Consider the following 24,198-nt stretch of genomic DNA (forward strand, 5'->3'; position numbering starts at 1 on the left):
TTGTTTTTCTAACCTTTTTTAGTCTTCCTTATAGAACAAGTCGCTTTGATCTGAAATAACATTCTGACCCCAATAAATAATATCCTTACTATTATCAACAGAAAAATTTCCATATTTTAATGATGCAGGAAACTCTTGACCTGCTGGGAAAAAACTCATTGCTGAAGCACCAGCTGGGGCAGTTGAATGAACACTACTACTTAAGTATCCAAATTCATGATTAAAGCGGTCTACAACCTGATCTGTTGGTGCACCATTTATCTTTGATATACCGTTATCATCAAATGTTACACTCATTCCTTTCCCATTTCTCCAGGTCCCTGCAATACTTGAAAAATCACCGTTCTGAATTTCTTGAATATTCATTCCACTGCTTTTCTTACTTGTGCTTGCTGATTTAGAACCATCCACACGCGTTGTGAAGTCAAGGGCGATCCAGCCTTGTCCAGATTCAAGCTTGCCCCAGGTATGACCATCGGCATCTACGGTTTCCGTAATGGTGTGAGTTCCTTTTGAGATCATCCCTGCAGAGGGTGCTGAAGTAGACGGTTCTTTTCGAATACGAAGATCGGCCACGCTAACTTGTACTTGAAAGCTTTCCGATTTTTTCTCTTCTGCTTTAGCTGTTGATTTGGAGTATCCTGTACCATCAAATGTTTTCCAGTCAAGTTTACTGAGGTCTAACTTCTTGGCTGAAATACCGAGAGCCTGCTCTGCTGTTTCCTTCCCACCGATTTGAATGGTTGCTTTCTTTTCTTCCTTGGCTTCCCCTTTTCCTAGAGAATAAAGGGTCAATTCCATTTCTGGATTAAGGGATTGCCAAGTGGCGTAGACGATTTGTCCATTGTCAAAAACATCTAAGCTGGAGCGATAGCCACCTGCAGAAGCTACATAGGCTACATGGAGCAAGGTTGGCTGGTTATCTTTCAAATAATACACAGCAGCAATCGTTTTGCCATCCCCTATCAGCAGTTCGTCATTACCATCACGATTAAGATCATCAAAAGCATATTGCCACTCATTGGTACTCCCAAGTGTTTGAAGGTTAAAGACATACGCATATTCTTCTGAAGTTGCTTCGATCTTCTTCAGTTCATTTTGTAAAGCTGTTTTGTCCTTAGTATGAATGGCAACCGCATAAGACTTATAGCGATCTAATACCTCTTGATAGTGCTTTTGACCTGTATCCTTCTTCTCTTTTTTGACCGACGAAGAGCTTGCCGTTTTCGGTTTGCTTTGGCGTTCATAACGTTTGGGCGTGCAAGCTACTAGAGATAGCACGGATGCACCTGCTAATAGTGTAATCATAACCTTTTTCATAAAAAATTCCCCATTTAACTATCTTTTTCTTAAAATTATATCATTTTAGGCTGGGTTTCCCCAGCCTAAATAGAATTTTTATTTTGATTCGCGTTTGCGTTTCAATCCAACAAAACCTAGAGCTGCCATTGCTAGCCCCATAAGTCCAAGTGTACTTGTAGTTCCACCAGTTGATGGCAATTTCTTCATATTTGCTTGTTCTTCTTGAGCTGCAACTGGTGTGTTTGCACCAGGAGTTCCTGTTACGATTGGGACGATTGTCTTCATCACTTTGTTTTGAGTGGATTCATGACGAACTGGTTCGTTGCGACGAGTTTCTTCTTCGTGTTTGATACGTTCTTGTTCGAGACGAATTGCTTCTTCCAATTGTTTCGCTTTAACGAGTTTTTGATAAGCTTCGAAGACGCGAGTGTAATCTTCTTGAGCCACTTTCGCTTTTACTTTCAAAGCTTCAAGTTTTGCAACTTCTGTTTCAAGAGTTGCTTTAGCTTCAGCTGTTTTAGCTTTTGCTTCAGTTAGTGCTTTTTCAGCTTCAGCAAGTTTTGTAGGAGCATTCTTGAGCAATTCAAGATAATCTTTTGCGTCTTGTACGGCTTGTTCTGCTGATTTGACAGCTTGTTTAGCACGTTCAACTTTAGCTTTAGCTTCAGTTGTTGCAAGACCTTTTGCTTTCAAATCGTTTTCAGCGTCGATTGCTGTTTTAAGAGCAAGTTTAAGATCTTCTTCTTGAGCAACCAATTTAGCTTTAGCGTCTTTTAATTCAGATTCGCGTTGTGCACGAACTTGTTGCAAGTTTGCAAGATTTGATTTAGCTGTTGCAAGTTCATCTTTAGCTGTTTCAAGAGCTTTTGCAGTTTCAACTACTTTAGCTTGAGCTGCTGGAGTTTGTTCTTTGACCGCAAGCGCGTCATCGTATGCTTTTTGAGCTTTAGCAATAGCATTTTGAGCAGCGTTCAATTTTGTTTGAGCGTCAACTTGAGCTGATTTTGCAGAAGCAAGATCATTTTCAGCAGATTTAACGGCTTTATCCGCTGCTATTTTCTTATCTTTTGCTGCCTGAAGTGCTTGTTCTTTCTCTGCAATCGAAGAAGTAAGGGAGGATTTGTATTCAGCATCAGTACTAATATAGTCTGCCTTATCTTCGTTCATAGCACGGCTTGTTGACAAAATGTGAACCGCACCAGAACTTATACCGATACCAATACCAGTTCCTTGAAGTGTGATTAAATGTTTTGTGTGACCGTTAGATTGGTCACCATCGGCAAACATCATTTTACGGATTGCGCTCGCAATGTCTTGTTTGATATTTAACATAGTGTATCCGTCAAAGTTTTCTTTATGCCATTCTGGTAAAAGTCCCCCAAGAGATTCTCCCGCACCGTATTGTCCAAGAATTGAAGATAGGTGTTCCCAATTTTTAAGAAAATTAAACTTATCTGGTGTCCCTCCATTATCCGCATAGAACTTAGAATATCCATGAGCGATAGTGTCAGCCATTTCTTGACCACCTACTGTCAATTGAAGAGGTTCTATTGTTTTACCTGGTTCGCGTTTAGACCAATATTGTTGGTTAAGGTCATTCAACATTTGAGCCGTAAATTCAGCAAGTTCTTTACGTTGAGCTGATGTAAGATTTGCAAGATCGACGACTTCTTTATTAGAGCCAATGCCTGTTTGGCTATAAGCATCCCAGTCGATTTCTGGTTGCAATTTCATGAACTCATCTTTATGAGAGATGAACCATTCGTAGTCCTTAATATCGTGTTTTGCATAGTCAGCAGGAACGAAGATTTTACGGAGAGCTTCGTCTTGTTTCAACTTAGCAACTTTTTCTTGATAAGCGGCGTTTGCTGCATCAAGTGCTTTTTGAGCTTCATCAACTTCAGCTTGAGCGACACCTGCTTTAGCTTTTGTTTCAGCAAGAGCTTTTTCTTTTGCTTCTACGTTAGCTTTTGCATCAGCGAGACCTTGTTCAAGAGCAGGAACGTTCTTTTCAGTACGTTCTTTTTCGAGAGCTGATTTTGTTTCATCAATTTTAGCTTGACGGGATGCGTCGAATTCTTTTGCACGAGTCAATTCATCTTGAGCGGCTTTATTCACAGACTCTGCATCTTTCAGTTTATTTCCCGCAATCGTCACTGTCTCCTGTGCTCTGGTCAGTGTTGTCTCATTAAGAGCTTGTTCTGCCTTCTTCACTTCTTCCTTGGCTAATGCGACTTTTGCTTTTTCATCTTCTATTTTTTTAGTAGCCTCTTCATATTTTTTTCCTGATTCGGCTTCTGCTGTCTCAGCTGATTTCACACCTTCTTCAGCCGTTTTTACACTTTCTTCAGCTGATTTCACACCAGCCTCTTTTGTTTTAATGGCTTCTTCAGCTTTTGCAATATTTTCAGGAGTTGCTTCCCTCGCAGCTTCTTTTGTTTTTTCATAGGTTGCTGCTGCCGTTTTTTCAGCAGCTTCCGCTTCCTTAGCCTTTTGATCCGCTGCACTGACAACCTTTTCTTGTTCTGTTACCGTTTTAGCCGCAGCATCAGCTTGCTCTTTTGCTGTATCAACTGCCTCTTTTGTAACCTCAGCAGTATGGTCAATATTTGAAACAGTTGCTGATGTCCCTGTCTGAGGTTGAGCAACTGGCGCTTCTTCAGCTTGTACAACTGAAGTTACAGCAGTAGCGGCAATAATAGTAGCACCGATAGCAATACTTTTCTTTGTTGTTTTATTCATAATTATATTCCTTCTATTTACTTCCCTACCTATTTATCCCGGATTTCTTATCTTCCATAACGAATATTCTCAAGTTCACTTGCTACAGCACGTGATGCAGCAGCTGCTTCTTGTGTTTCTGCAATTTGTCTAGCACTTAAAATATTTGCATGTTCTTGAAGCTTGATCATTCGTTCTTGATTAATAATCTGCTCTTTTTCAAGTTCGATCATCTCTGCCTCAAAGGCTCGACGGGCTGCACGGTCTAAATATGTATCGTATAGATTAATTGCTTCCTTTATATTATCTGCTTTGAAATTATTAAACGCGTGAATAAGATAGTTCACTGCATCTAGTGCATAATAATCTTTAGGGTACCATCCTTGACCAATTGCTACAGCTTGATTCCGGAAATTTTCCATCAAACGTCCCTCTTGCTGATAGGCCAATTCTAATCGTTGATTTTCTGCAACTACTGCTTGGTAATCTCTTAAATGCTGCTCATTTTTATTACGAATACCTTTATTCACAAACGCAATCATGAGTTCCAGCTTATTTTGAATGATGAAATAGGTGGCTACAATTGATACTCCAAGTAGAATTAATGTTATAGGATTAGGAGTCAAAAGCAAACGTAGAGGGAATACCAGTAAGATCCCTCCCATAATCAGTGTCGCTGGATAAATCCAGCTATCCTTTGAACCTTTCATACGACGATACAATAGAAATAAAAATCCTGATAAGAATAATACTTCAAAGATAATATCTCCGATTAATCGATTCACAGCACCAAGTAAGATGACATACAATAAATCCCCTAATAGTATCGAAATACTTGAAAATACCATAATTGAAAAAGCAAGCTTGAGGGATTTATGAGACAATGTGTTGTCGTTATATTCATCTTGTTGAATCAATTTGGCTGTTCTCATTTGATTAACAAGTGTAACCTGACGTGAACGGGCTTGAATAAATCCCAATATATTCTCACGAATGAGTTCTAATTTAGAGACAATTTCTTCTCTTGTTTCCATATATAACCTCCCCTATCACTAATTAGCAACATTTTACTAAAATTTTGAATATAAGAATTGCCACAAAAAATTATCAAACAATCCTTATATTCTTTATAGCTATTAGTGTTGAGTATTGCATGAAATGCAATACTCTGATGTACTTAGTATATCAGCAAAATTTCAATCCATGTCTTACCTAAATATAGTAGTTAGAATTGAAATTTTAATCTAAAATGTTTTCCCAGCTCTTTTCAAGATTTTTACACAAGCATTTTCCCCTCTCCCCCTATGTTTCTGTCTTTTTTTCTGCTATACTTAGTATAGTTATTTGATCAAAAGGAGAACACTATGGAATTAAAAAAACGTTCTGAATTTCCTGAAAACGAACTCTGGGACCTCACAGCCCTCTACCAAGACCAGGAAGACTTCTTGCGCGCCATTGAAAAGACTCGCGAGGAAATCAATGAATTTGTCCGTAACTACAAGGGCAAGCTCCACACTTTTGAAGACTTTGAAGCTGCCTTTGCGGTCTTTGAACAAATTCAGATCCAACTCAGCCACATTGGCAACTACAGCTTTATGCCACAAACCACTGACTTTGGCGACGAAGCTTTTGCGGAAATTGCTCAAGCGGGAATGGATTTCGAAACTTGGGCCAGCGTCGAACTTTCCTTCTTTGATGATGCTTTGGTCGAAGCAGATGAAGATGTCCTCGAACGCCTGGGACAACTTCCTCACCTCACTTTTGCCATTCGCCAAGCCAAAATCAAGAAAGCTCACTACTTGGGAGCTGATGTGGAAAAGACCTTGACCAACCTTGGTGAAGTCTTCTACGGACCGCAAGACATCTATACCAAGATGCGGGCGGGCGACTTTGAAATGGCTGATTTCGAAGTGGATGGAAAAGTTTACAAGAATAGCTTTGTTACCTATGAAAACTTCTACCAAAACCATGAGAATGCAGAAGTCCGTGAAAAAGCCTTTCGTTCTTTCTCAGAAGGTCTCCGCAAGCACCAAAACACGGCTGCTGCTACCTATCTAGCCCAAGTTAAGTCTGAAAAGCTGATTGCAGATATGCGGGGCTACGACTCTGTCTTTGACTATCTCCTAGCTGAGCAGGAAGTGGATCGTGCCATGTTTGATCGTCAGATTGACCTGATCATGAAGGACTTTGCTCCGGTCGCTCAAAAATTCCTCAAACACGTGGCCAAGGTCAACGGCCTTGAAAAAATGACCTTTGCTGATTGGAAGTTGGATTTGGACAGTGCGCTCAACCCTGACGTTACCATTGATGACGCTTATGACTTGGTCATGAAATCTGTCGCACCACTTGGAGAAGAATATTCACACGAAATTGCCCGCTACCAAACCGAACGCTGGGTCGATTTCGCAGCCAATGAAGGCAAGGATTCCGGTGGTTATGCGGCAGATCCATACCGCGTCCATCCTTATGTCCTTATGAGCTGGACAGGACGGATGAGTGATGTTTACACCCTGATCCACGAGATCGGACACTCTGGTCAATTTATCTTCTCAGACAACAACCAAAGCTACTTCAACGCCCACATGTCGACCTACTATGTGGAAGCTCCTTCTACCTTTAACGAGCTCCTCCTCAGCGACTATTTGGAACACCAGTTTGACGATCCTCGTCAAAAACGCTTTGCTTTGGCTCACCGTTTGACAGATACCTACTTCCACAACTTCATCACCCACTTGTTGGAAGCAGCCTTCCAACGCAAGGTCTACACCCTGATTGAAGAAGGTGGAACCTTCGGCGCTAGCAAACTCAATAGCATCATGAAGGAAGTCTTGACAGAATTCTGGGGAGACGCCGTTGAAATCGATGACGACGCAGCTTTGACCTGGATGCGCCAAAGCCACTACTACATGGGGCTTTACAGCTACACCTACTCAGCTGGCTTGGTTATCTCAACAGCGGGTTACCTGCATTTGAAGAACTCCGAAAACGGAGCTAAAGATTGGCTAGACCTCCTTAAATCAGGTGGTAGCAAGACACCACTTGAGTCAGCCATGATCATCGGAGCAGATATCTCAACTGACAAACCACTCCGCGATACCATCCAATTCCTTTCGGACACTGTGGATCAAATCATTGCCTACAGTGCAGAATTGGGAGAATAAAATTCAAAAAAAGCTAAAGAAGGTTCATTCTTCTTTAGCTTTTTTGCTTTTTAACTCAACTCAGCCACAATGGCCTTAATTTGTGCTGCGGTATGCACTCCTGCTACTTGTTTAACAACCTGCCCATCTTTTTTAAAGAGCAAGGTTGGGATGGACATAATGCCGAAAGCACGCGCTGTTTCTGGATTTTCATCCACGTCCATTTTTAGGATTTTTAACTCATCTTCCGAAAGTTCTTCCGATAATTTTTCTAAAATAGGAGCTTGCATGCGACATGGACCACACCAGGTTGCCCAAAAGTCTACCAAGACCAAGCCTTCTTTGGTTTCTGCTTCAAATGTTGCGTCTGTAATTGCTTTTGCCATTTTCTTTCTCCTTTAGTTTTGGTACTGCGTCAAATCTTGCTTCATCAAATAGAAGAAGACATCTCCGTAAGTCCCTTGGTAATCCAATTCATACCCATTATAGGTCAGTTTCACAACAGGATAAAAATCTGCTACCCCAATCAAGCAGGCTTGTTGGGAGCGTTCAAACTCTTCGTAGGAATCAAAATGCATGACTCTTTCTTGTTTTGCACCGTCTAGATATGTAATTTCAATCATATCGATAACCTCTATTTCTTATGATGCATCAATTGTAACTCTAGATATTACATCTGTCAAACAAAACGACTTCCTCAGAATGATGGATCTTGTTCGATAAGGAAAAGACAAGAAAACAGCCCCCTGAATCCAGAGAGCTCCATTCTTGCTGGATAGAACGTTTCTAGACAAGGCGACGAACCGAAGATTGTACTATAATTCTAGTGAAAAAGAAAAGTCACCCTATAATAGAGTAACTTTTTTTGTATTCAATTGAACACGGCCTAAGCACTTGGCAAAAAAGATAAAATCTCCTAGAAGCTGAAGCTTCTTCGTCAATTTTCCTATTTTTGCTTTGTGCTTTTGACGGCCTTTGTATCTTGAATTAACGACGAAGTCCAAGAGAGTTGATCAACTCACGGTAACGGTTAACGTCGTTTGTACGAAGGTAAGCCAACAAGTTACGACGGCGACCGATTTTCTTCATCAAACCACGGTAAGTAGCGTGGTCTTTTTTGTGTTGTTTGATGTGTTCGTTCAAGTGGTTGATTTCCCAAGTAAGGACAGCAACTTGTACTTCTACTGAACCAGTGTCACCTTCGTGACGTGCGTATTGTGCAATGATTTCATTTTTTTTCTCTTTTGAGATTGCCATGATAAGCTCCTTTTCTTTATGCTCTATCCGAGTGGCAGGTTTGGCATATCCTGCTACCAAGAAAGAGTTAGTTGTCTATTCGACCTTCTTATTCTACCAAGATTTCATCTTTCTGTCAAACACTTATGTTTCCTTTAAGAGGACCTTTTCTCTTTTCTAAAAAAACCTTGGGAATTTGGACGGTTTGATGGATCATTCTTCAAACAACTTATTCAAAAGAGAGTGGGACAGAAATCGGTAATTCGTTAGAATTCGATTTCGTCGTCCCACCTCCGCACAGTTGAGTAGGGCTGTAAAAGCTGATGAAATCAGCGTAGTAGAGCCCACTCAACCACTGCGTCTTGCTCGACAATCCAAAAATAATTGAGAGGCTAGGACTTTTGTCCCAGCCTCTTTATCGGTATGAAGCTTATTTCTCTTTCCGTTTACCACGCAAGAGCAAAGCCAAAGCAAAAACTGCTAAGAGGGCACCGAGTATTGTCAACCCGTAAGCAACAACTTCACCAGTTGATGGAAGAATTTTTTTCTTCCCTTCTTTTGGTGTAGTTGGAGTTTCTGGTTTTTCCGGTGTGCTTGGCGGCGTTGTTGGTGGTGTCGTCGGTGGAGTTGTAGGTGGCGTTGTAGGAGGTGTTGTTGGCGGAGTCGTTGGCGGTGTGCTTGGTGGTGTGGTAGGAGGTGTTGTTGGCGGAATCGTTGGCGGTGTGCTTGGTGGTGTGGTAGGAGGTGTTGTTGGTGGCGTATGACGGTTGGTTACCGTGAAACCATCAATGTTGCTTGTATAACCTGCTACTGGATCCTCTGTAATCGTGTAGGCAATCTTCTTACCTTCCTTGTATACAGGTAGATCCGTGAAGCTTGCCTGCCAATTATCAGTAGCTGTGATTTCTTTTACAGCTACTTCTTGACCATCCGCAAGGAGACGAACTGTGATTTTTTCAGGACGAAGACCCTCTTTATTGTCTGCATCATCCCAGATCTTCTTGACCGCTACTTCTGTTACTTCTGGTGTGCGGCTATTGGTGATCACTACATTTCCCTTGTTACTGTCATCGACCGTACTTGTATAGCCTTTGACTGTCCCAACTTCTTTCACTTGGTACTGGATCTCTTTGCCTTTCGCTTTTAGAGGCAAATTGCTAAAGGTATGAGTCCAGTTATTTTTAGCAGAAAGTTCCACTTCTTTTCCTTGAGCTTTGCCATCTGCATAGAGCTGTACCTTAATGGCGCTTGGACGTTTGCCATCTTGGTCATTGTTGTCTTCCCAACGTTTTGTAACAGTAACGCTGGTTTTACCTGGCTTGTAGCTATTGGTAATGGTTGTTCCATCAATCGCAGCAGAGTAATTGGCTACTGTGTCTTCTGTGACTGTGTAGACAATTTGTTTGCCGTGATTGTATTTTGGAAGATTGGTAAAGACTGTCTTCCAATCAGTTGCTGCACTTAGCTCTTGGCTAGCTACTTCTGTACCATCTGCAAGGAGACGAACAGTAACCTTGTCAGGACGAACGCCATCTTGGTTGTCATTGTCCTTCCAAACTTTCGTTACTGGAATCTCAACGACTTCTGGTGTCCGAGTGTTAGTAATATTGGTTCCCTCAATAGTTGTTTCATAGCCTTCAACAGGTTCTTCTGAAACAGTGTAGGCAATGACATTGCCAGCATCATCGACCACATCGAGATTATCAAAATGATAAGCCCAAGTTCCTGCTGCATCTGGTTTCACTTCTTTAGAAGCGACTTTGACACCATTTGCTAGGAGGTTGACTGTGATTTTTGACGGACGCTTGCCATCTTGATCGTCATTGTCATTCCATGTCTTTTGACCAGCAACGCTTGTCTTTTCTTTTTGGTTCACAACATCACGAGAAATCGCAAGGTCATTTCCAAAATCGTCCTTGCTAATCTTGATAGGTTCTTCAGAGAGAACATAGCCTGTTGGAGCTTGAATTTCTTGAACCGTATAAGCTTGTTTGATCAAGCCCGTAATGGTGCCAACACCATTCTCATCTGTCGTAATGGTTCCCACTTGCTCACCAGTATCATCTGCTGTCACAGCAAAGACGGCACCTGCAAGCGCTTGGCCATTTTCACCTTTTTTATGAATGGTGAATGAGTACTTCTCACCATTGAAGTGTCCATCAAAGAACTGATACAGAATGTCTGCTACCTTATTTTGCTCCTTGATTTCTGTAGCTGTCATGCTAGCATTGTTTTTAAAGGATGTATTGATGGCTGGGACCTTGTCCAAATAGACATCATAGCGAATCGTCATTCCTTGTTCTGGAGCTAGATCTCCAATATGAACCGTTAGAGATTGACCATCAGCACTGACAACAGGGGAATAATTTTTAGTGACATTTGTGGTGTCTCGTAAATGATAAGCCCCATCTTCATCACTAACCTGCCAAGTTCCTGTATGGATGTTAACAGAATCTGCCTTGATCTTCCCATCTGTAAAGGCCAAGTGGTCTTTGATATCAATATTATGAAGGGCTGTGTGGCCTTGATTGATATTCAAGGTATAGGTCAATTTTAATTTATCATCTGAATTGGTCCAACCCCACTTGCTAAAGACTTCTGGAGTAGGAGGATTCTCACCTGGATTGACCCCTTTGTAATCGATATTCCCACCTGGAATCACATCTTTACCGATTTTAAGTTTGAATTCAAGTGTCTTTTGTCCTTTGACAACTTGGTGGTCTACACGCGCAAAGAAACGCAGTTTCCCTGTCACATTGGCCATTCTTTCAGGATAGTCCGTATAGGTCACTGTAATCTTTTTTCTTTGATCATCTACCGTTGCTGTCGCAACCTTTTGACCACTTGGATCCAGCAGGTCAATGGTGTCCGTTTCAAAGACCTTAAAGCCATCTCCAAGTTGGATTTCAGTCTGATCCCCTGCTTTTACACTCCCATTCGGCAACTCAAAGTCTGCTTCAACTTGAAAGCTCTCCCAAACACCGAGTGGATCTGTAATCGCTCCACCAGTTGATTTCGAAATGTTTACAGATTTGACTACACTATTAATAGTATCTGCATGGACTTTAGCTATACTATTTGGTTTGGCAAATCCTAAAGCCGCTAGTAAAAATAGGGCAACTGCTGTCACAACAGAATAGAGCCACTTTTTCATAAACGATTTTTCTCCTTTTTCTACGTTTACTAGATAAGGTATGTGAGTCGAAAAATTATCACTACATATTGTGATTTTATACACAACCTATCTTTTTTCATTATAATCGTTTCACTTCGATATGACAAGCTAATATATATGTTTTTTGTCTTTTCAGTTCATTTTCTTGATACAAATAAAAAATAGAGAGTGGGACAGAAATCGGTAATTCGTTAGAATTCGATTTCGTCGTCCCACCTCCGCACAGTTTAGTAGGGCTGTAAAAGCTGATGAAATCAGCGTAGTAGAGCCCACTCAACCACTGCGTCTTGCTCGACAATCCAAAAACAATTGAGAGGCTAGGACTTTTGTCCCAGCCTCTTGGTTTTTTGCTTATAAGGGAACTCCGAACCCCTCTAGGGACTTGAGTTCAGAAGGATGGAGTCTCCGCCATTCTCCCAATTGAAGAGTTGGATCTAGCGTTAGAGGACCCACAGAGATCCGCTCTAAATCCACCACCTCCTTGCCACAGGCAGCGACCATGCGCTTGACCTGATGGAATTTTCCTTCAGCGATTTCAATTTCGACATAGGAGCTGGCGCTTGCCTCATTCACCTCTAAGATCTGCAATCTCGCAGGCAAAGTCGTGAAGTCTTTGAGGGCAATGCCTGCTTCAAAACGGGCCACATCTGCCTCATCCATGATCCCAGCCACCTGGGCACGGTAGATCTTCGACACATGCTTCTTCGGCGAAAGCATGGCATGAGCGAGCTTGCCATTATTGGTCAAAAGGAGTAAGCCATGGGTATCGATATCTAGACGCCCGACAGGAAAGACTTCCTTGTGACGGGCTGTCTCATCCAATAAATCTAACACCGTTTGGTGATGGTCATCTTCAGTCGCTGAGATGACCCCAGCTGGTTTATTAAGCAGATAATACACGAAGGTTTCATGGACCAGGTCTTCTCCCATAAAGGTCACCTGATCCTTGTCTGGATCAATCTGTAGTTTTCCTGCTGTCTCTTTTTTTCCATTTACTGCGATTTTCTTTTGCTTGAGGAGTTGTTTGACCTCGGACCTGCTCCCCACGCCACAATCCACTAAAAATTTATCTAGTCGCATGATTACTTCCCGCTCTTTCGTACAATCCAAAGACCAAAAAAGGAAACCAGGATCATGAGGATACCAGAAAATCCAAAAATGAAGACTGGAGCGGATGAGATCGTCCCTAATAGACTAAGGACAAAGGTCGTTGCGATCGAACCTGTACTACATCCCAAAACCGCAATGGACGTTGCCTGGCTCAAGACCCCTGCTGGCATCTTATCAGATAAGACATTGTAAACTGTTGTCAAAGCCACACTGTAGGCGAAGCCAGAAGCAATTGTTACAAGGGCAAGAATCAAGAGATTTGGAGAGACCCCGATCAACATTTGGGCCACACCATAAGCTACTCCCGAAACCAATAATAAACGATCACGGAATAGATAGGTCAAGGGCGAGAAGGCCAAACCTGCCAAGATCCCAACAAATTGCATGGCTGCTAATATAACCCCAGCAGTTTGGGCAGTGCCATGTCCAACTTGTTCTACCACACTTGGAATCCGAACGGTGATCATGACATTGGACAAGACGATAGCTGCCGCAACGACTGCTAAGCCGAGTGCAGTCCGCCATTGTCCCCCCGTCATCTTGACATCCCGGTGTTTTTCCTCCACTGCTTCCGTCGTAGATCCATAAGGCACAAATAAGAGATACAAAAGTAAGATAGGAATACTGATGCCATAAACGAGAAAGGCAGCCTGCCAGCCAAAGCGAATCAAGAGGCTGACTCCAAAGGTTAAAACGGCCGTCCCAACAACCTCTGCAGAACCACGAATGCCAAGGGTTTGGACGCGTTCTTTTCCTTTATAGCGCTCACTGATAATGGCAATGGCAGAAACATTGAGCAAGCCAACCGCCATCCCGAAAATAATCCGAGACAAAAAGACAACTGGATAGGCTGGACTGATTAAGGGAATAAAGCCACATAGAGCGTAAGCGACTAGGCCTGTCACAATCATCTGACGCTCTGAAAATAGGCGCCCAATCCATTTATTGAAGATGAGTGAAACCATGATCCCTGCAGAAGGAAGCGAGACCAAGAGCTCAATCATGCTGTGAGGAATTCCCTTATAATAGGCAAACATGGCCGACTGCGCACTCGAAATAGAAAACGAAGTCGTCAATATAAATGAAAGCGCGAGAATACTCACTTTCTCCATGATTCTTTTCATTATTTTTTCCTTTAAACTAATCTTTTTTTCACACTCCTCCTATAATAACACGAGCTAGTGACAGGACGCAATAGATTGAATTAAAAAAACGAAATGATTTCTCAATCATTTCGTTCGTGCTAGTAATTGTGAGGCGAAGACTCCTGTTAGGAGCATCAAAACACCAATCAAGACAAAGAGCAGATGATTGGAAGGAGCTAGTGGCGTCACCAACTGGATGAAGAAAGAAGAGACGGCTGATCCAAGATTGCAGCCGATCAAGACCAGCGAGGTCGCAAGATTCAGGAGATTGGTCGGGATTTTTTCAGATAAGTGATAGAAGATACTGGTGACCCCCGTACTGTAGGTAAATCCTGCCAGCAAGGTTCCTAGAACCAAGCTCCATAGCTGGCTAGACAAGCCAATCAAGGCCAGAGCTAGACCGAAGCCAAAGCACATGATCATAAGCAAGTTCTTTTTGAAAACATGTGTTAAACTGGCAAAGCCTACCCCTGCTACAATCCCTGTCAATTGCATCAGACTCAAGACGGTTCCAGCTGTTGTCGCCGTTCCCATACGAGCATCAACGATAATATCCGGCACGCGCAAGCTAATAATAGAATTGAAGCAAATGATGATACCAGCAATCACAGCTAGCATTAGACTAAAACGCCATTGAGGGGAGCGAAGGCGTGCGGAACCTTTCTTTTTCCCCTTCAAGCTAGCCTGTTTTTGCCCCTTAGGATAGGGAACAAAAAGGATATAGAGGAGTAAAATCAAGTAACCACCACCATATACGGCAAAGATCGCCGGCCAGCCTAGGGGTAAGAGTTGTCCCACAATAAAGGTCAAGATGGCAGAGCCCACCACTTCAGCAGACCCCCGATAGCCCAGCATCCGGGTCTTATCATTGCCTGAGTAGCGCTCACTGATAATCGAAATAGCCTTGGCATTGATCATTCCTGTCCCCAAGCCAAAGAGCAAACGACTCAGAAAGATGAGAGGATAGTCCTGCACAACCAAAGGCAAGAGGCCACTAGTTGAAAAGAGCAAGAGCCCTACGACAATCATCTGGCGCTCACTCATCCACCGCTCGATCACGCTATTTAAAAAGAGCATGGCCACGACCGCAAAGGCTGGCAGGGAAACCAAGAGTTCTACCTGACTTGCTGTATAGCCGAATTGGCTAAAATAGGCCTTCATAGCCGGCAAACCGGCTGTAATTGAAAAGGATGAGATCAGCATGAGCGACAAGCTCAAGAGACTGATTCTTTCCATTGTTTTTTTCATTGTTTATTTCCTACACTTTACTGGTAACATTTTGATTTCACTAGTTTTTTCAGAAAAGATTCAAACTAGTATTTTCAATAGAATCCTAGTATAATCAATTTAGAAATAGAAAAACAGGACATTTGTCCTATTTTAGGAGATTGAGATGAAAAAAATTTCCCCATCTACAAGACTCAAGGAAATCATCACAGACTACCAATTGGACCAGATCTTTCCAGGCGACTGTCTTAGCCAGCTGGACCTCGTTCTCTACCAGGCTGGAGATTATATCTGCCGCCAAGGCTCTGAGCAAGATGTCATTCCTTATTTTCTCAATGGCCGGCTCAAGATCGTTCATAGTCTTGAAAACGGCAGTGACACCATTCTTGAAATCCAAGAAAAACCTGGACTCTTAGGAGAGATTGAGCTCCTGCTCGATCGGGTCTGTATCACATCGGTCATTGCAGACCAAGACTCGCTAGTCGTCCAGCTCCCAGCCCAGCACTTTAAGAAGCGCCTCCTGCTTGATCCAACCTTTTTGCGCTCTACGGCCAAGACCTTGGCTGAGAAATTGCACCAGATCAACTATTTGGCTCCTGCCAACTTTCATTATTCGGTCAAGGAACGCCTCGCTACGCATTTTCTGGAGCATTGCGATAAAAATGGGACCCTCAAGCCCAAGATGAATCAGCTGGCCCTGCGTTTTGGGATCAGCTACCGCCACCTTAGCCGCGTCATCAAGCAGATGATCGAAGAGGGGTTGATCCAAAGAGAAGGGCGAGTCTATACGATTTTAGATGCAAAAAGGATGAATGATTTGTCCATCAAACATGCGGAAACCGTCGACAGATAACTTTAATTTTAGGCTCTTTTGTGTTATCATGGAGGGTAGAAAGAAAGTGAGAGTAAAACGATGAAAGCAATTGAAAAAGTTACAAGAGCGTCCCATTTGATTGATATGGATGACATTATCCGCGAAGGAAATCCAACACTTCGAGCTGTTGCAGAAGATGTAACCTTCCCTTTGTCTGATCAGGAAATTATCCTGGGTGAAAAAATGATGCAATTCTTGCACCATTCTCAAGACCCTGTTATGGCTGAAAAACTTGGCCTCCGTGGAGGAGTTGGACTTGCCGCACCACAGTTGGATATCTCTAAACGGATTATCGCTGTTTTGGTTCCCAATCCAGAAGATGCCGATGGCAACCCACCAAAAGAAGCCTATAGCCTTCAAGAAGTCATGTACAATCCAAAGGTTGTCGCCCATTCTGTGCAAGATGCAGCTCTTGGCGACGGGGAAGGCTGTCTCTCTGTAGACCGCAACGTCCCAGGCTATGTGGTTCGTCATGCCCGCGTGACGGTTGAGTATTTCACAAAAGATGGGGAAAAGAAACGCATCAAACTCAAAGGCTACAACTCCATTGTCGTTCAACATGAAATCGACCACACCAACGGCATCATGTTCTATGACCGCATCAACCCAAACAACCCATTTGAAATCAAAGAAGGACTTTTGATATTAGAATAAGATACAAAGGGCGTAAATGACAAAAATACCTAACTGAGAAAGCTCTCGGTTAGGTATTTTTTTTGTTATTTTTTGCCTTGCCTTTTATTCGAAAACTTGCGCATGATAGAGTGCACTATACTGATAAATAGATCAAGCACGATTGTATAAACCAAAATTCTTACTCCCCACACTAGCCAAAATGGATATTTTATTCCTGGTTTAGAATATCCTGAATTATAGGCAATTACTGTAAAGGATATAAAAACTAAAATTTCTAATAAAATACGATGTTTAGCTTTTTTCAGACTGAAGCCTTTCAACCAATTCCATAGTAAATCCCACAGCGTCGGATTCTCCTCAGGTTCATCCTCCCAGTATTCCTTGCTTTTTGTTTTCAAATACAAGAGGTAGCCCACTTCTGTTAGCAACTGAGTAAAGGCGTAACTGAATAGTATGCTTACGGATACTCCTAGCACCACTCCAAAATAGCCAGTAAGGGCCGCTCCTATCATGGAGCAGACGAAGATGATCGTTAGGGCATTGCTACTGTAACTACTTGATTTTGCGAAATAATTTCCCAGGGTTCTAGTTGGTGAAAAGCCAATCTTTAACTGCTTCTTAAGCCAAAAATGATGATAAATAAAGCCCAATAAGGTACAAATCACAAGAAAAGTAATGACGATGAAGCCATATTTTGGGAAACCTACTTCAAATTCTTTATTTGCCAGAGCAGAAACAATGATGAGCAAGCCCATGACTTGGAGCGATAAAAACATTCCTGCATAGGTGAATAAGAGTAGAGTCGTTGACAATACTTGTCTTCTATATATAAATGCCCCCATTAACGGCAAGAAAAATGCAATAATATGGTAAAGACAATAGATGACGAGGATATCAAAAAACCAATGACTAAATGGTTTTATACCTTTTGATACATCATACGAATAAAAACAAAGGATTTCAAATGCGAACAGAAATACGCCTGTCCACGAATTGATCATCATAGCCGCTGAAGCACGTGTATTGGCTAAACTTTTAAAGTAGACTTTGTTCGCCTGCTCAATATCGACGTTCTGTTCATTTTTCATAGCATGCTCCTTTCTAAAAAATTGTTTTAAGGTCCAAAAGTAGATGGAGGCTACTCTTGATTCTGGGTTTCACTCCACTGGATCTACTTGACTTTGGCTTTAAAAGAGATGATTGGGGAATAAAAAATTAAATTTCCAGCTGATAAAAATAGAAATGATGAGATTAATAGACCAAAATGTATTATAAAATTGGGCTCAAAGTTTATTAAAATTGCATAACATACTGCAATGAACATGACTATAAGAAAAGTTACATATATTAGAGGTAATAGTATATTTTTTATATATTCAGGAAAGCAATACACTTTTCGAGGTGTTTTATCTGCCACAATTTCATGCATCCCTTCCCCTCTACTCATCCAAATCCGAAGTCCCACTACAAAAATTAAAATCAACATCATCAAGGATAGATTAAGCAAGTGAGAGGTAAAATTGAGGTATTTTTCTATTGGAAACGCCCTTGCTAATAGCATAGAGGTTACACCTAGACCAACCGATGCCCTCCCGATATTATTATTCACTAAACTCTGATGCTTCTTGTCTCTCTCAAACACTTTTGGAGCTAGGACTTCTACTTCAGCCTCTGTTAGCTGATAGGCTTTATGAGGGATAAAATAAACAAACCACGGAAGAAAATAGGTGATGATAATTGGCCGATCGACTTCCATCAAATACCACACCCCATCGACTTTTAACAAATGGTAGCGAAAGTTCATTTTCGGCAACCGTTCGATTTTTGCTAGTTTAAACATAGATCATCCTTTCTTGACATTTACACTTTTTCCTATTTTTTAGTTTTTGCCTTATAATCCTCGCCTGAAGCATATAATAATAAATTACCATGTGATAAAAAAACCAATGAAAAAGCAAATAAGGCCACATGAAGAATTAGATTGGGTTTACCGGTACTCAGAACAAAGCAAAATGATACAACTGAAAGAAATAAAGCCAATGTTACTAATAGAAGATTTTTTAGTAGTAACCTAAATCTTACTGGGCGACAATACATTTTTTTAGCTTTCTTGGAAGACTTTATGACCGACTCTTTTTTCCCAATACTGATCCAAATGCGAATTCCAAAAGCAATGATTAGAACAAGGATCATTAGCACTAGATTCAGTAGATGGGAAGTAAAATATAAATAATCCTCTATCAGAAAAGCTCTACCTAGTAAAACTGCTAAGGAACCAGCACCAAGTGTTGAAATCCCTGCTTTAGTCTGAGTTGAAAGTATGTTCTTATCTCTTTTAAGAACTTTCGGAGCTATTGCTTCTACTTCATCCTCTGTTAGCTGATAACCTTTATGAGGGATAAAATAGGTAAACCATGGAAGAAAATAGGTGATGATAATTGGTCGATCGACGTCCATTAAATACCATTCATTCTCTACTTTTAACAAACGATATCGAAAATTCATTTTCGGCAAACGATCGATTTTTGCTGGTTTAAACATAGATTGATCTTACTTTCTATACTATTTTATTCTTAGACAGTCATAATTATATTATTTATTCATAAAAGAACATACCATCCATCATACCTGATTTTACTTTGATGATCAAGTTTTGACCAAAAAAAGTATCCAACTTCTTAGCAGTTGGATACTTTTTACTCTATTATTTTTTGGGCACAGGGGTTGATGGCTCAAAACACTGTTTTGAGGTAGTAGATAGGGATTGCGAAGCAAGGCCCCTTCTTAATCAACTGTGCGGGGGTACTAAAAAGGTCCTGCGGACCTTTTTTGCCCGAGCCTTAAAACCGAAAAGCGAGGTAGAAATCAAACTCTTCGAGTTACTGATTTCTGTTTTGCTCCCTATATTGCCCAATCTCCGTTGCGGAAGACTGGGACACGGGTGTCGTCTTCTCGGATGCCGTCGATATTCATTTGGCTTGAGCCGATCATGAAGTCGACGTGGACGTCTGAGCGGTTGAGGCCGGCTGCTTCGAGTTCTTCTTCTGTGAACTCTGCACCACCTTCTACGCTAGTTGCATAGGCTGCTCCGATGGCCAAGTGGTTAGAGGCATTTTCATCAAAGAGGGTATTAAAGAAGGTAATACCTGATTGGGAAATTGGGCTTGGATCTGGTACGAGGGCACATTCACCCAAGGCACGCGCTCCCTTGTTTTTGAAGACCAAATCTTTCATGACTTGATCGCCTTTTTCTGCTGTGATATCTACGATTTCTCCATTTTCAAAGGTCACTTTGATCCCTTCGATAATGTTTCCATTGTAGCTAAGCGGTTTTGTAGAAGTTACATAGCCTTCTGCACGACGGAAGTCAGGAGCTGTAAAGACCTCTTCTGTCGGCATGTTTGGCAAGAAGCTTTCACCTTGGGCATTGATGGCTCCGGCAGATTCCCAGACGTGGTTCTTCGGCAAGCCAAGAGTCAAATCAGTCCCAGGAGCTGTGTAATGAAGGGCTGAAAATTGTTCCTTATTCAGTGTATCTGCCTTGCTCTTGAGAATAGCAGCATGCTCTTCCCAAGCCTTGACTGGATCTTCTTCGTACACCCGGCAAGTCTTGAAGATTTGATCCCACAGGAGATCCACTGCTTCTTCGTCGCTCGCCGCATTTGGGAAGACCTTTTTCGCCCATTCTAAACCTGCTGCCGCAGCAACTGTCCAGCTGACCTTATTAGACTGAGTAGCGATGCGCATTGGTTTCATGGCCATGCCCAAAGCCTTAGCAGAAGCAGAAAGCTTCTCTGCCTCGACACCATTTAAGGCACCTGGATCAGATGAACGCACACCCAAACGACTGGCCTTGTGTTCCAAGAGGTAGTTCATCTCTGCAATCTTGTAGTCAGGCACGTTGTCCAAGCGATCCATCGGTGCATGGAGGAATTTTTCCCGGGTAGTGAAATCATCTGCCCATTGGACAATCACTTCGTGCGCCCCCAAAGCATAGGCTTCCTTCACAATCAAGTGAGCCAATTCTCTTTGTTCCACATCGATGTTCAAAGCCAAGGTATGGCCTGGTTGCACGTTGATGCCGTTCGCCACCAACAATTTAGCGTATTTTTCGAGGTTTTCTTTAAAATTTGGTAAAACCATTGTTTTCTCCTTCATAAGTGAATAATCTTCTCCTAGTATACCACAAGTCCATGTAGAATTCTTTTAGAACATAAACAACCTTTTTTAATATAAGATAGGTTAAGTGATTCTGAAAAGAAATAAAAATGAGTCCTTTTTAGAACAAATCAAGAAATACCGAAACTTTCCGCTGTGAGAAAAGTGAGAGTGGGACAGAAATCGGTTATTCGTTAGAATTCGATTTCGTCGTCCCACCTCCGCACAGTTGAGTAGGGCTGTAAAAGCTGATGAAATCAGCGTAGTAGAGCCCACTCAACCACTGCGTCTTGCTCGACAATCCAAAAATAATTGAGAGGCTAGGACTTTTGTCCCAGCCTCACTCGGAATTATTGAGAGTAAAACAGTTTGGGAAACTGTTTTAGCCTGAGCCCAAAAATTGAAAAGCGAAGGGGCTCAAAACGAATTGAACACGGGCTACGGATGGTGTCAAAAAGATAAGTTATCCTAGAATCAAAAGATTCTGCGTAAAACTTCCTATTTTGACTTTATCCGCAGACGCCCTTTGTATCTTGATTTAGTCATGGAACTTCGTAGAAGTTCGCTGACGTCCGTACTCACCTAAGGAAAGTTTCTAAGAAGACTTTGTCTTCAGCTTAAGGAAGAACATAACCTTGATCATCCACGGTATGGGGTTGTTCAGAATTGCTATTCTCTCTCAAAGCTTCCAAATCTTGATCCAAAATGGAATTGTAGTCTGTACTACCTTCACGGGTTACCCGAGTTGATACTTGACGCAAGAGTTTTTCATTAAGATTGCGAACCCAGCGACCATTACTATGGTCATTAGCACGCATATAATTCCCTTTCACAATCTCTCCATAAAGGGCTTCATTGACCTGGTAACCTTGCTTACGCAATCCTAACAAACCGATCTCCACGATCTCATCTGGGCTGTAGTCTTCAAAATCAAATGTAGTTGGGATCCGGCTTTGTAGACCTGAATTGACCTGCAAGAAGTCGTGCATCTCTTTTGTGTAACCAGCAAAGATAATAACGATATCGCGACGGTGGTCCTCCATAAATTTGAGGACTTCGTCCAAGGCTTCTTTCCCAAAATCGTCATTTAAACCGGTATAGAGCGTATAGGCCTCATCGATAAAGAGGACTCCACCCAGTGCACTTTCTAGGACTTCGCGCGTCTTCAAGGCTGTTTGACCTTGGTAGCCTCCAACCAGATTGCTCCGGGATACTTCGATGAACTTCTTCTGCTTGATAACCCCCTTTTGGAAGAGGATATTACCCAAAATGCGGGCCACAGTCGTTTTCCCTGTACCAGGATTTCCAAGAAAGAGAGAGTGCAAGGTCGTATCTTCGACGATGCCACCTTGTTCAGCCCGTTTTTGGTTGAACTCAGCCATGGCCACGAATTGTTCGACTTGCTCTTTCACCTTGGCAATTCCAACCAGACGGTTGAGGGCAGCCATCCCATCTTCTTCCTTGTCTGCTCCCGCTTGATACTTGCCTTGGTTAAGGACAGCATCGATATCGCTATTGAGGATGGTCTCAATATCGTCAGAACCTTGGGCCACCACCCGATCCGCCATGGTCTTGGTCAATTGCTCATCCAGGTTCCGGATCCAACGACCATTGCTCTTATCTAGCGAGCCATCATAAGCCCGCTTAACGTGCCGCGCATAGTAATCCCGGTCTTCGAGTTTGTAGTCTCCTTTGCTTAGGATCATTTCACCCAGTTGGACAATCTCATCTCCTGTGAAATCTTCAAAGATGAAATTATTTGGCACCCGAGAACGAAGGCCTGGATTGGTCTTTAAGAACTCCTCCATTTCCTTGGTATAGCCGGCAAAGATAATCATGATGTCGTCACGATTGTCCTCCATAAATTTGAGGATGGTATTGATCGCCTCGATCCCAAAGTCCGCACCGCTGTCCTTTTTATCCAAACTATAGGCTTCATCGATAAAAAGGATGCCTCCTCGCGCTTTTTCAAGCAGGGCTTGGGTCTGTTCAGCAGTTCCTCCAATATTCGAAGAGATCAGATCGGACTCCGTTGCTTCCACGAAACGGAATTCTTCCCCTGAGAGGACACCCGCATCAAAGAGCACTTGTCCCAACAGACGGGCTACAGTCGTTTTCCCTGTACCAGGATTTCCCATAAAGGCAGCGTGAAGGGTTTGCTTTTCAGGAGCCTTCCCACTGGCGATTCGTTTCTTGTTAAATTCCACCATGTTGATCATTTTCTTGATCTCATGTTTGACTTTTTCAAGACCAATCAGGCTATTGAGTTCTTGAAGAGCATCTTGTTTCTTCTCTGGTCCAGAGTCTCTTGCGGTGGTTGAAGCCACCGTTGCATCCGTTGTCTGTCCCGTAGGAACGACTTGCGCATTGCCCTTCGCCACTTCTCTGCCAACAAGATAGTCACAGTCATCCTCGATTTCCTTGGTCAGATCACGCGCATCGCCCTGCCTATAGGTCAGGGTGCCCACCTTCGCAAAGGCTCCACCTTGAAGCCGTATATTAGGATCCGCAATCTTATGACAAATCATATGCTCAGCCATCAGCACTCCATCATCAAAAACGCCAAATGAAATGGTTTGGGCATTCTCATTCAAGAAAGTCGTTTCTCCAGTCAAAGAAGCAAAGGACTCTTCATAGACGCATAAACATTCTGAAAATGTCGCTTGGTGAGCTCGGATCATACTATTGTATGAATTGATGGAGGTCATACGATCCGAATCCGAATTGAATTGAACATTGTTGTCAAGACAGATTCCAGTTCCTGTAGGCAACTCTATTTTACAGTTTTCAGATTCCCAGATGACATTCCTCAACCAAACTGGTGGAAAATCATTTTCCAGATCTCCACCTGTAATCGTTGAATTTTTTGCGATCACTTCTGAGTCCTTGGCATGGATCGTATTATTCCCAAATTTTTCAATATGGACATTTTCCAAGGTCAACTTGGAGCCTTCGTTTAGCTTTATTTTAGAAAAAATCGTTGAATTGCGAATGGACAATTCCGAAGCGGACATACCGATGGTACTTTGGTGTTTTTCCGGAACCTTCATTCCGACTCCTTCCAAAGTCATTTTCGAATGCGTATCCATATAGATAAAAAATTCATTATTTGTTGGAGTGGTTGCTTCAAAATAGACCTGTTTACAGGTGATGTCTGAGCCATTCCATAAGATCAAAGTAGTATAATTTCCACCAACTTTAAACCACAAGTCTTCAAACGTCACCTGAACTCCTTCTACAAATCGGAAGGAAGCCTCAATGATGTTGTTAAACATGCGCCCATTGCCATTTGGATTTGGGACCACATGCCCCACGAAATGAAGGTTTTTGTCGATCTCAATCACTTTATTTGTCGGCCATTGAAAGACATACCCATTTTCAAACTCGATGGTATCCCCATTCTGCGCTTTTTCAAGCGCATCCATAAAGTTCCAACTATTATTGTAAGGCCCTACTAAATATCTTGCCACGCGC

At 42.2% G+C, this 24,198-nt stretch carries 18 protein-coding genes; 3 read left to right on the plus strand and 15 right to left on the minus strand.

Annotated elements, in window-relative coordinates; translation table 11 throughout:
* Positions 1–18: 18 nt before the first annotated feature.
* The 3 genes from K1I56_RS02765 to K1I56_RS02775 form a co-directional block, all read right to left on the minus strand.
* Positions 19–1,320, minus strand: a complete 1,302-nt coding sequence (locus tag K1I56_RS02765; RefSeq protein WP_021154406.1) for a DUF6287 domain-containing protein — start codon at positions 1,318–1,320, stop codon at positions 19–21.
* Between the two features lie 78 nt (positions 1,321–1,398).
* Positions 1,399–4,044 (minus strand): SEC10/PgrA surface exclusion domain-containing protein, encoded by a 2,646-nt coding sequence (locus K1I56_RS02770; protein ID WP_195327160.1) that lies wholly within the window; start codon positions 4,042–4,044, stop codon positions 1,399–1,401.
* A gap of 47 nt (positions 4,045–4,091) precedes the next feature.
* Positions 4,092–5,057 (minus strand): hypothetical protein, encoded by a 966-nt coding sequence (locus K1I56_RS02775; RefSeq protein WP_195327161.1) that lies wholly within the window; start codon positions 5,055–5,057, stop codon positions 4,092–4,094.
* A 330-nt stretch (positions 5,058–5,387) separates the two neighbouring features.
* On the opposite strand from K1I56_RS02775, the gene pepF reads away from it, so the two are divergent.
* Positions 5,388–7,184, plus strand: coding sequence for an oligoendopeptidase F (gene pepF / locus K1I56_RS02780; protein WP_195327162.1), 1,797 nt, complete (start codon positions 5,388–5,390; stop codon positions 7,182–7,184).
* Between the two features lie 50 nt (positions 7,185–7,234).
* Here the strand turns inward: pepF and trxA are convergent, their stop codons facing one another.
* The 7 genes from trxA to K1I56_RS02820 all read right to left on the minus strand — a co-directional run bounded on the left by trxA (position 7,235) and on the right by K1I56_RS02820 (position 15,077).
* Positions 7,235–7,549 carry a thioredoxin gene (gene trxA / locus K1I56_RS02785; RefSeq protein ID WP_003013593.1) on the minus strand — a complete coding sequence of 105 codons (315 nt, stop codon included), beginning with the start codon at positions 7,547–7,549 and terminating at the stop codon, positions 7,235–7,237.
* A 12-nt stretch (positions 7,550–7,561) separates the two neighbouring features.
* Complete coding sequence (locus tag K1I56_RS02790) at positions 7,562–7,786, minus strand: DUF4649 family protein (RefSeq protein ID WP_021154401.1); 225 nt, start codon at positions 7,784–7,786, stop codon at positions 7,562–7,564.
* Between the two features lie 364 nt (positions 7,787–8,150).
* Complete coding sequence (gene rpsO / locus K1I56_RS02795) at positions 8,151–8,420, minus strand: 30S ribosomal protein S15 (protein WP_003004251.1); 270 nt, start codon at positions 8,418–8,420, stop codon at positions 8,151–8,153.
* A gap of 409 nt (positions 8,421–8,829) precedes the next feature.
* A complete protein-coding gene (locus K1I56_RS02800; protein ID WP_223325189.1) occupies positions 8,830–11,553 on the minus strand; it encodes a Cna B-type domain-containing protein in 2,724 nt (907 codons plus the stop codon).
* 372 nt (positions 11,554–11,925) lie between these two features.
* Positions 11,926–12,654, minus strand: a complete 729-nt coding sequence (locus K1I56_RS02810; RefSeq protein WP_223325190.1) for a pseudouridine synthase — start codon at positions 12,652–12,654, stop codon at positions 11,926–11,928.
* A 2-nt stretch (positions 12,655–12,656) separates the two neighbouring features.
* A complete protein-coding gene (locus K1I56_RS02815) occupies positions 12,657–13,808 on the minus strand; it encodes an MFS transporter (RefSeq protein ID WP_223325191.1) in 1,152 nt (383 codons plus the stop codon).
* 105 nt (positions 13,809–13,913) lie between these two features.
* Positions 13,914–15,077 (minus strand): MFS transporter, encoded by a 1,164-nt coding sequence (locus K1I56_RS02820; RefSeq protein WP_223325192.1) that lies wholly within the window; start codon positions 15,075–15,077, stop codon positions 13,914–13,916.
* Positions 15,078–15,222: 145 nt separating this feature from the next.
* Between K1I56_RS02820 and K1I56_RS02825 the strand changes: the two genes are divergently transcribed.
* Entirely contained in the window at positions 15,223–15,909 is a 687-nt protein-coding gene (locus K1I56_RS02825) for a Crp/Fnr family transcriptional regulator (protein WP_223325193.1), read from the plus strand.
* A 60-nt stretch (positions 15,910–15,969) separates the two neighbouring features.
* Positions 15,970–16,584 (plus strand): peptide deformylase, encoded by a 615-nt coding sequence (gene def, locus K1I56_RS02830; RefSeq protein WP_003004253.1) that lies wholly within the window; start codon positions 15,970–15,972, stop codon positions 16,582–16,584.
* Between the two features lie 65 nt (positions 16,585–16,649).
* On the opposite strand, the gene K1I56_RS02835 is transcribed toward def, so the two are convergent.
* The 5 genes from K1I56_RS02835 to K1I56_RS02855 all read right to left on the minus strand — a co-directional run bounded on the left by K1I56_RS02835 (position 16,650) and on the right by K1I56_RS02855 (position 24,194).
* Complete coding sequence (locus tag K1I56_RS02835; RefSeq protein WP_223325194.1) at positions 16,650–17,654, minus strand: hypothetical protein; 1,005 nt, start codon at positions 17,652–17,654, stop codon at positions 16,650–16,652.
* Positions 17,655–17,737: 83 nt separating this feature from the next.
* Entirely contained in the window at positions 17,738–18,406 is a 669-nt protein-coding gene (locus K1I56_RS02840) for a DUF443 family protein (protein ID WP_223325195.1), read from the minus strand.
* A 32-nt stretch (positions 18,407–18,438) separates the two neighbouring features.
* The gene (locus K1I56_RS02845) at positions 18,439–19,107 is read right to left on the minus strand and encodes a DUF443 family protein (protein WP_223325196.1); all 669 of its coding nucleotides are present in this window, start codon (positions 19,105–19,107) and stop codon (positions 18,439–18,441) included.
* 360 nt (positions 19,108–19,467) lie between these two features.
* A complete protein-coding gene (locus K1I56_RS02850; RefSeq protein ID WP_223325197.1) occupies positions 19,468–20,709 on the minus strand; it encodes an aminopeptidase in 1,242 nt (413 codons plus the stop codon).
* A 632-nt stretch (positions 20,710–21,341) separates the two neighbouring features.
* Positions 21,342–24,194, minus strand: coding sequence for an AAA family ATPase (locus K1I56_RS02855; RefSeq protein ID WP_223325198.1), 2,853 nt, complete (start codon positions 24,192–24,194; stop codon positions 21,342–21,344).
* Positions 24,195–24,198 lie beyond the last annotated feature (4 nt).

It is taken from the genome of Streptococcus parasanguinis, from assembly GCF_019929185.1.
GTDB lineage: Bacteria > Bacillota > Bacilli > Lactobacillales > Streptococcaceae > Streptococcus > Streptococcus parasanguinis_O.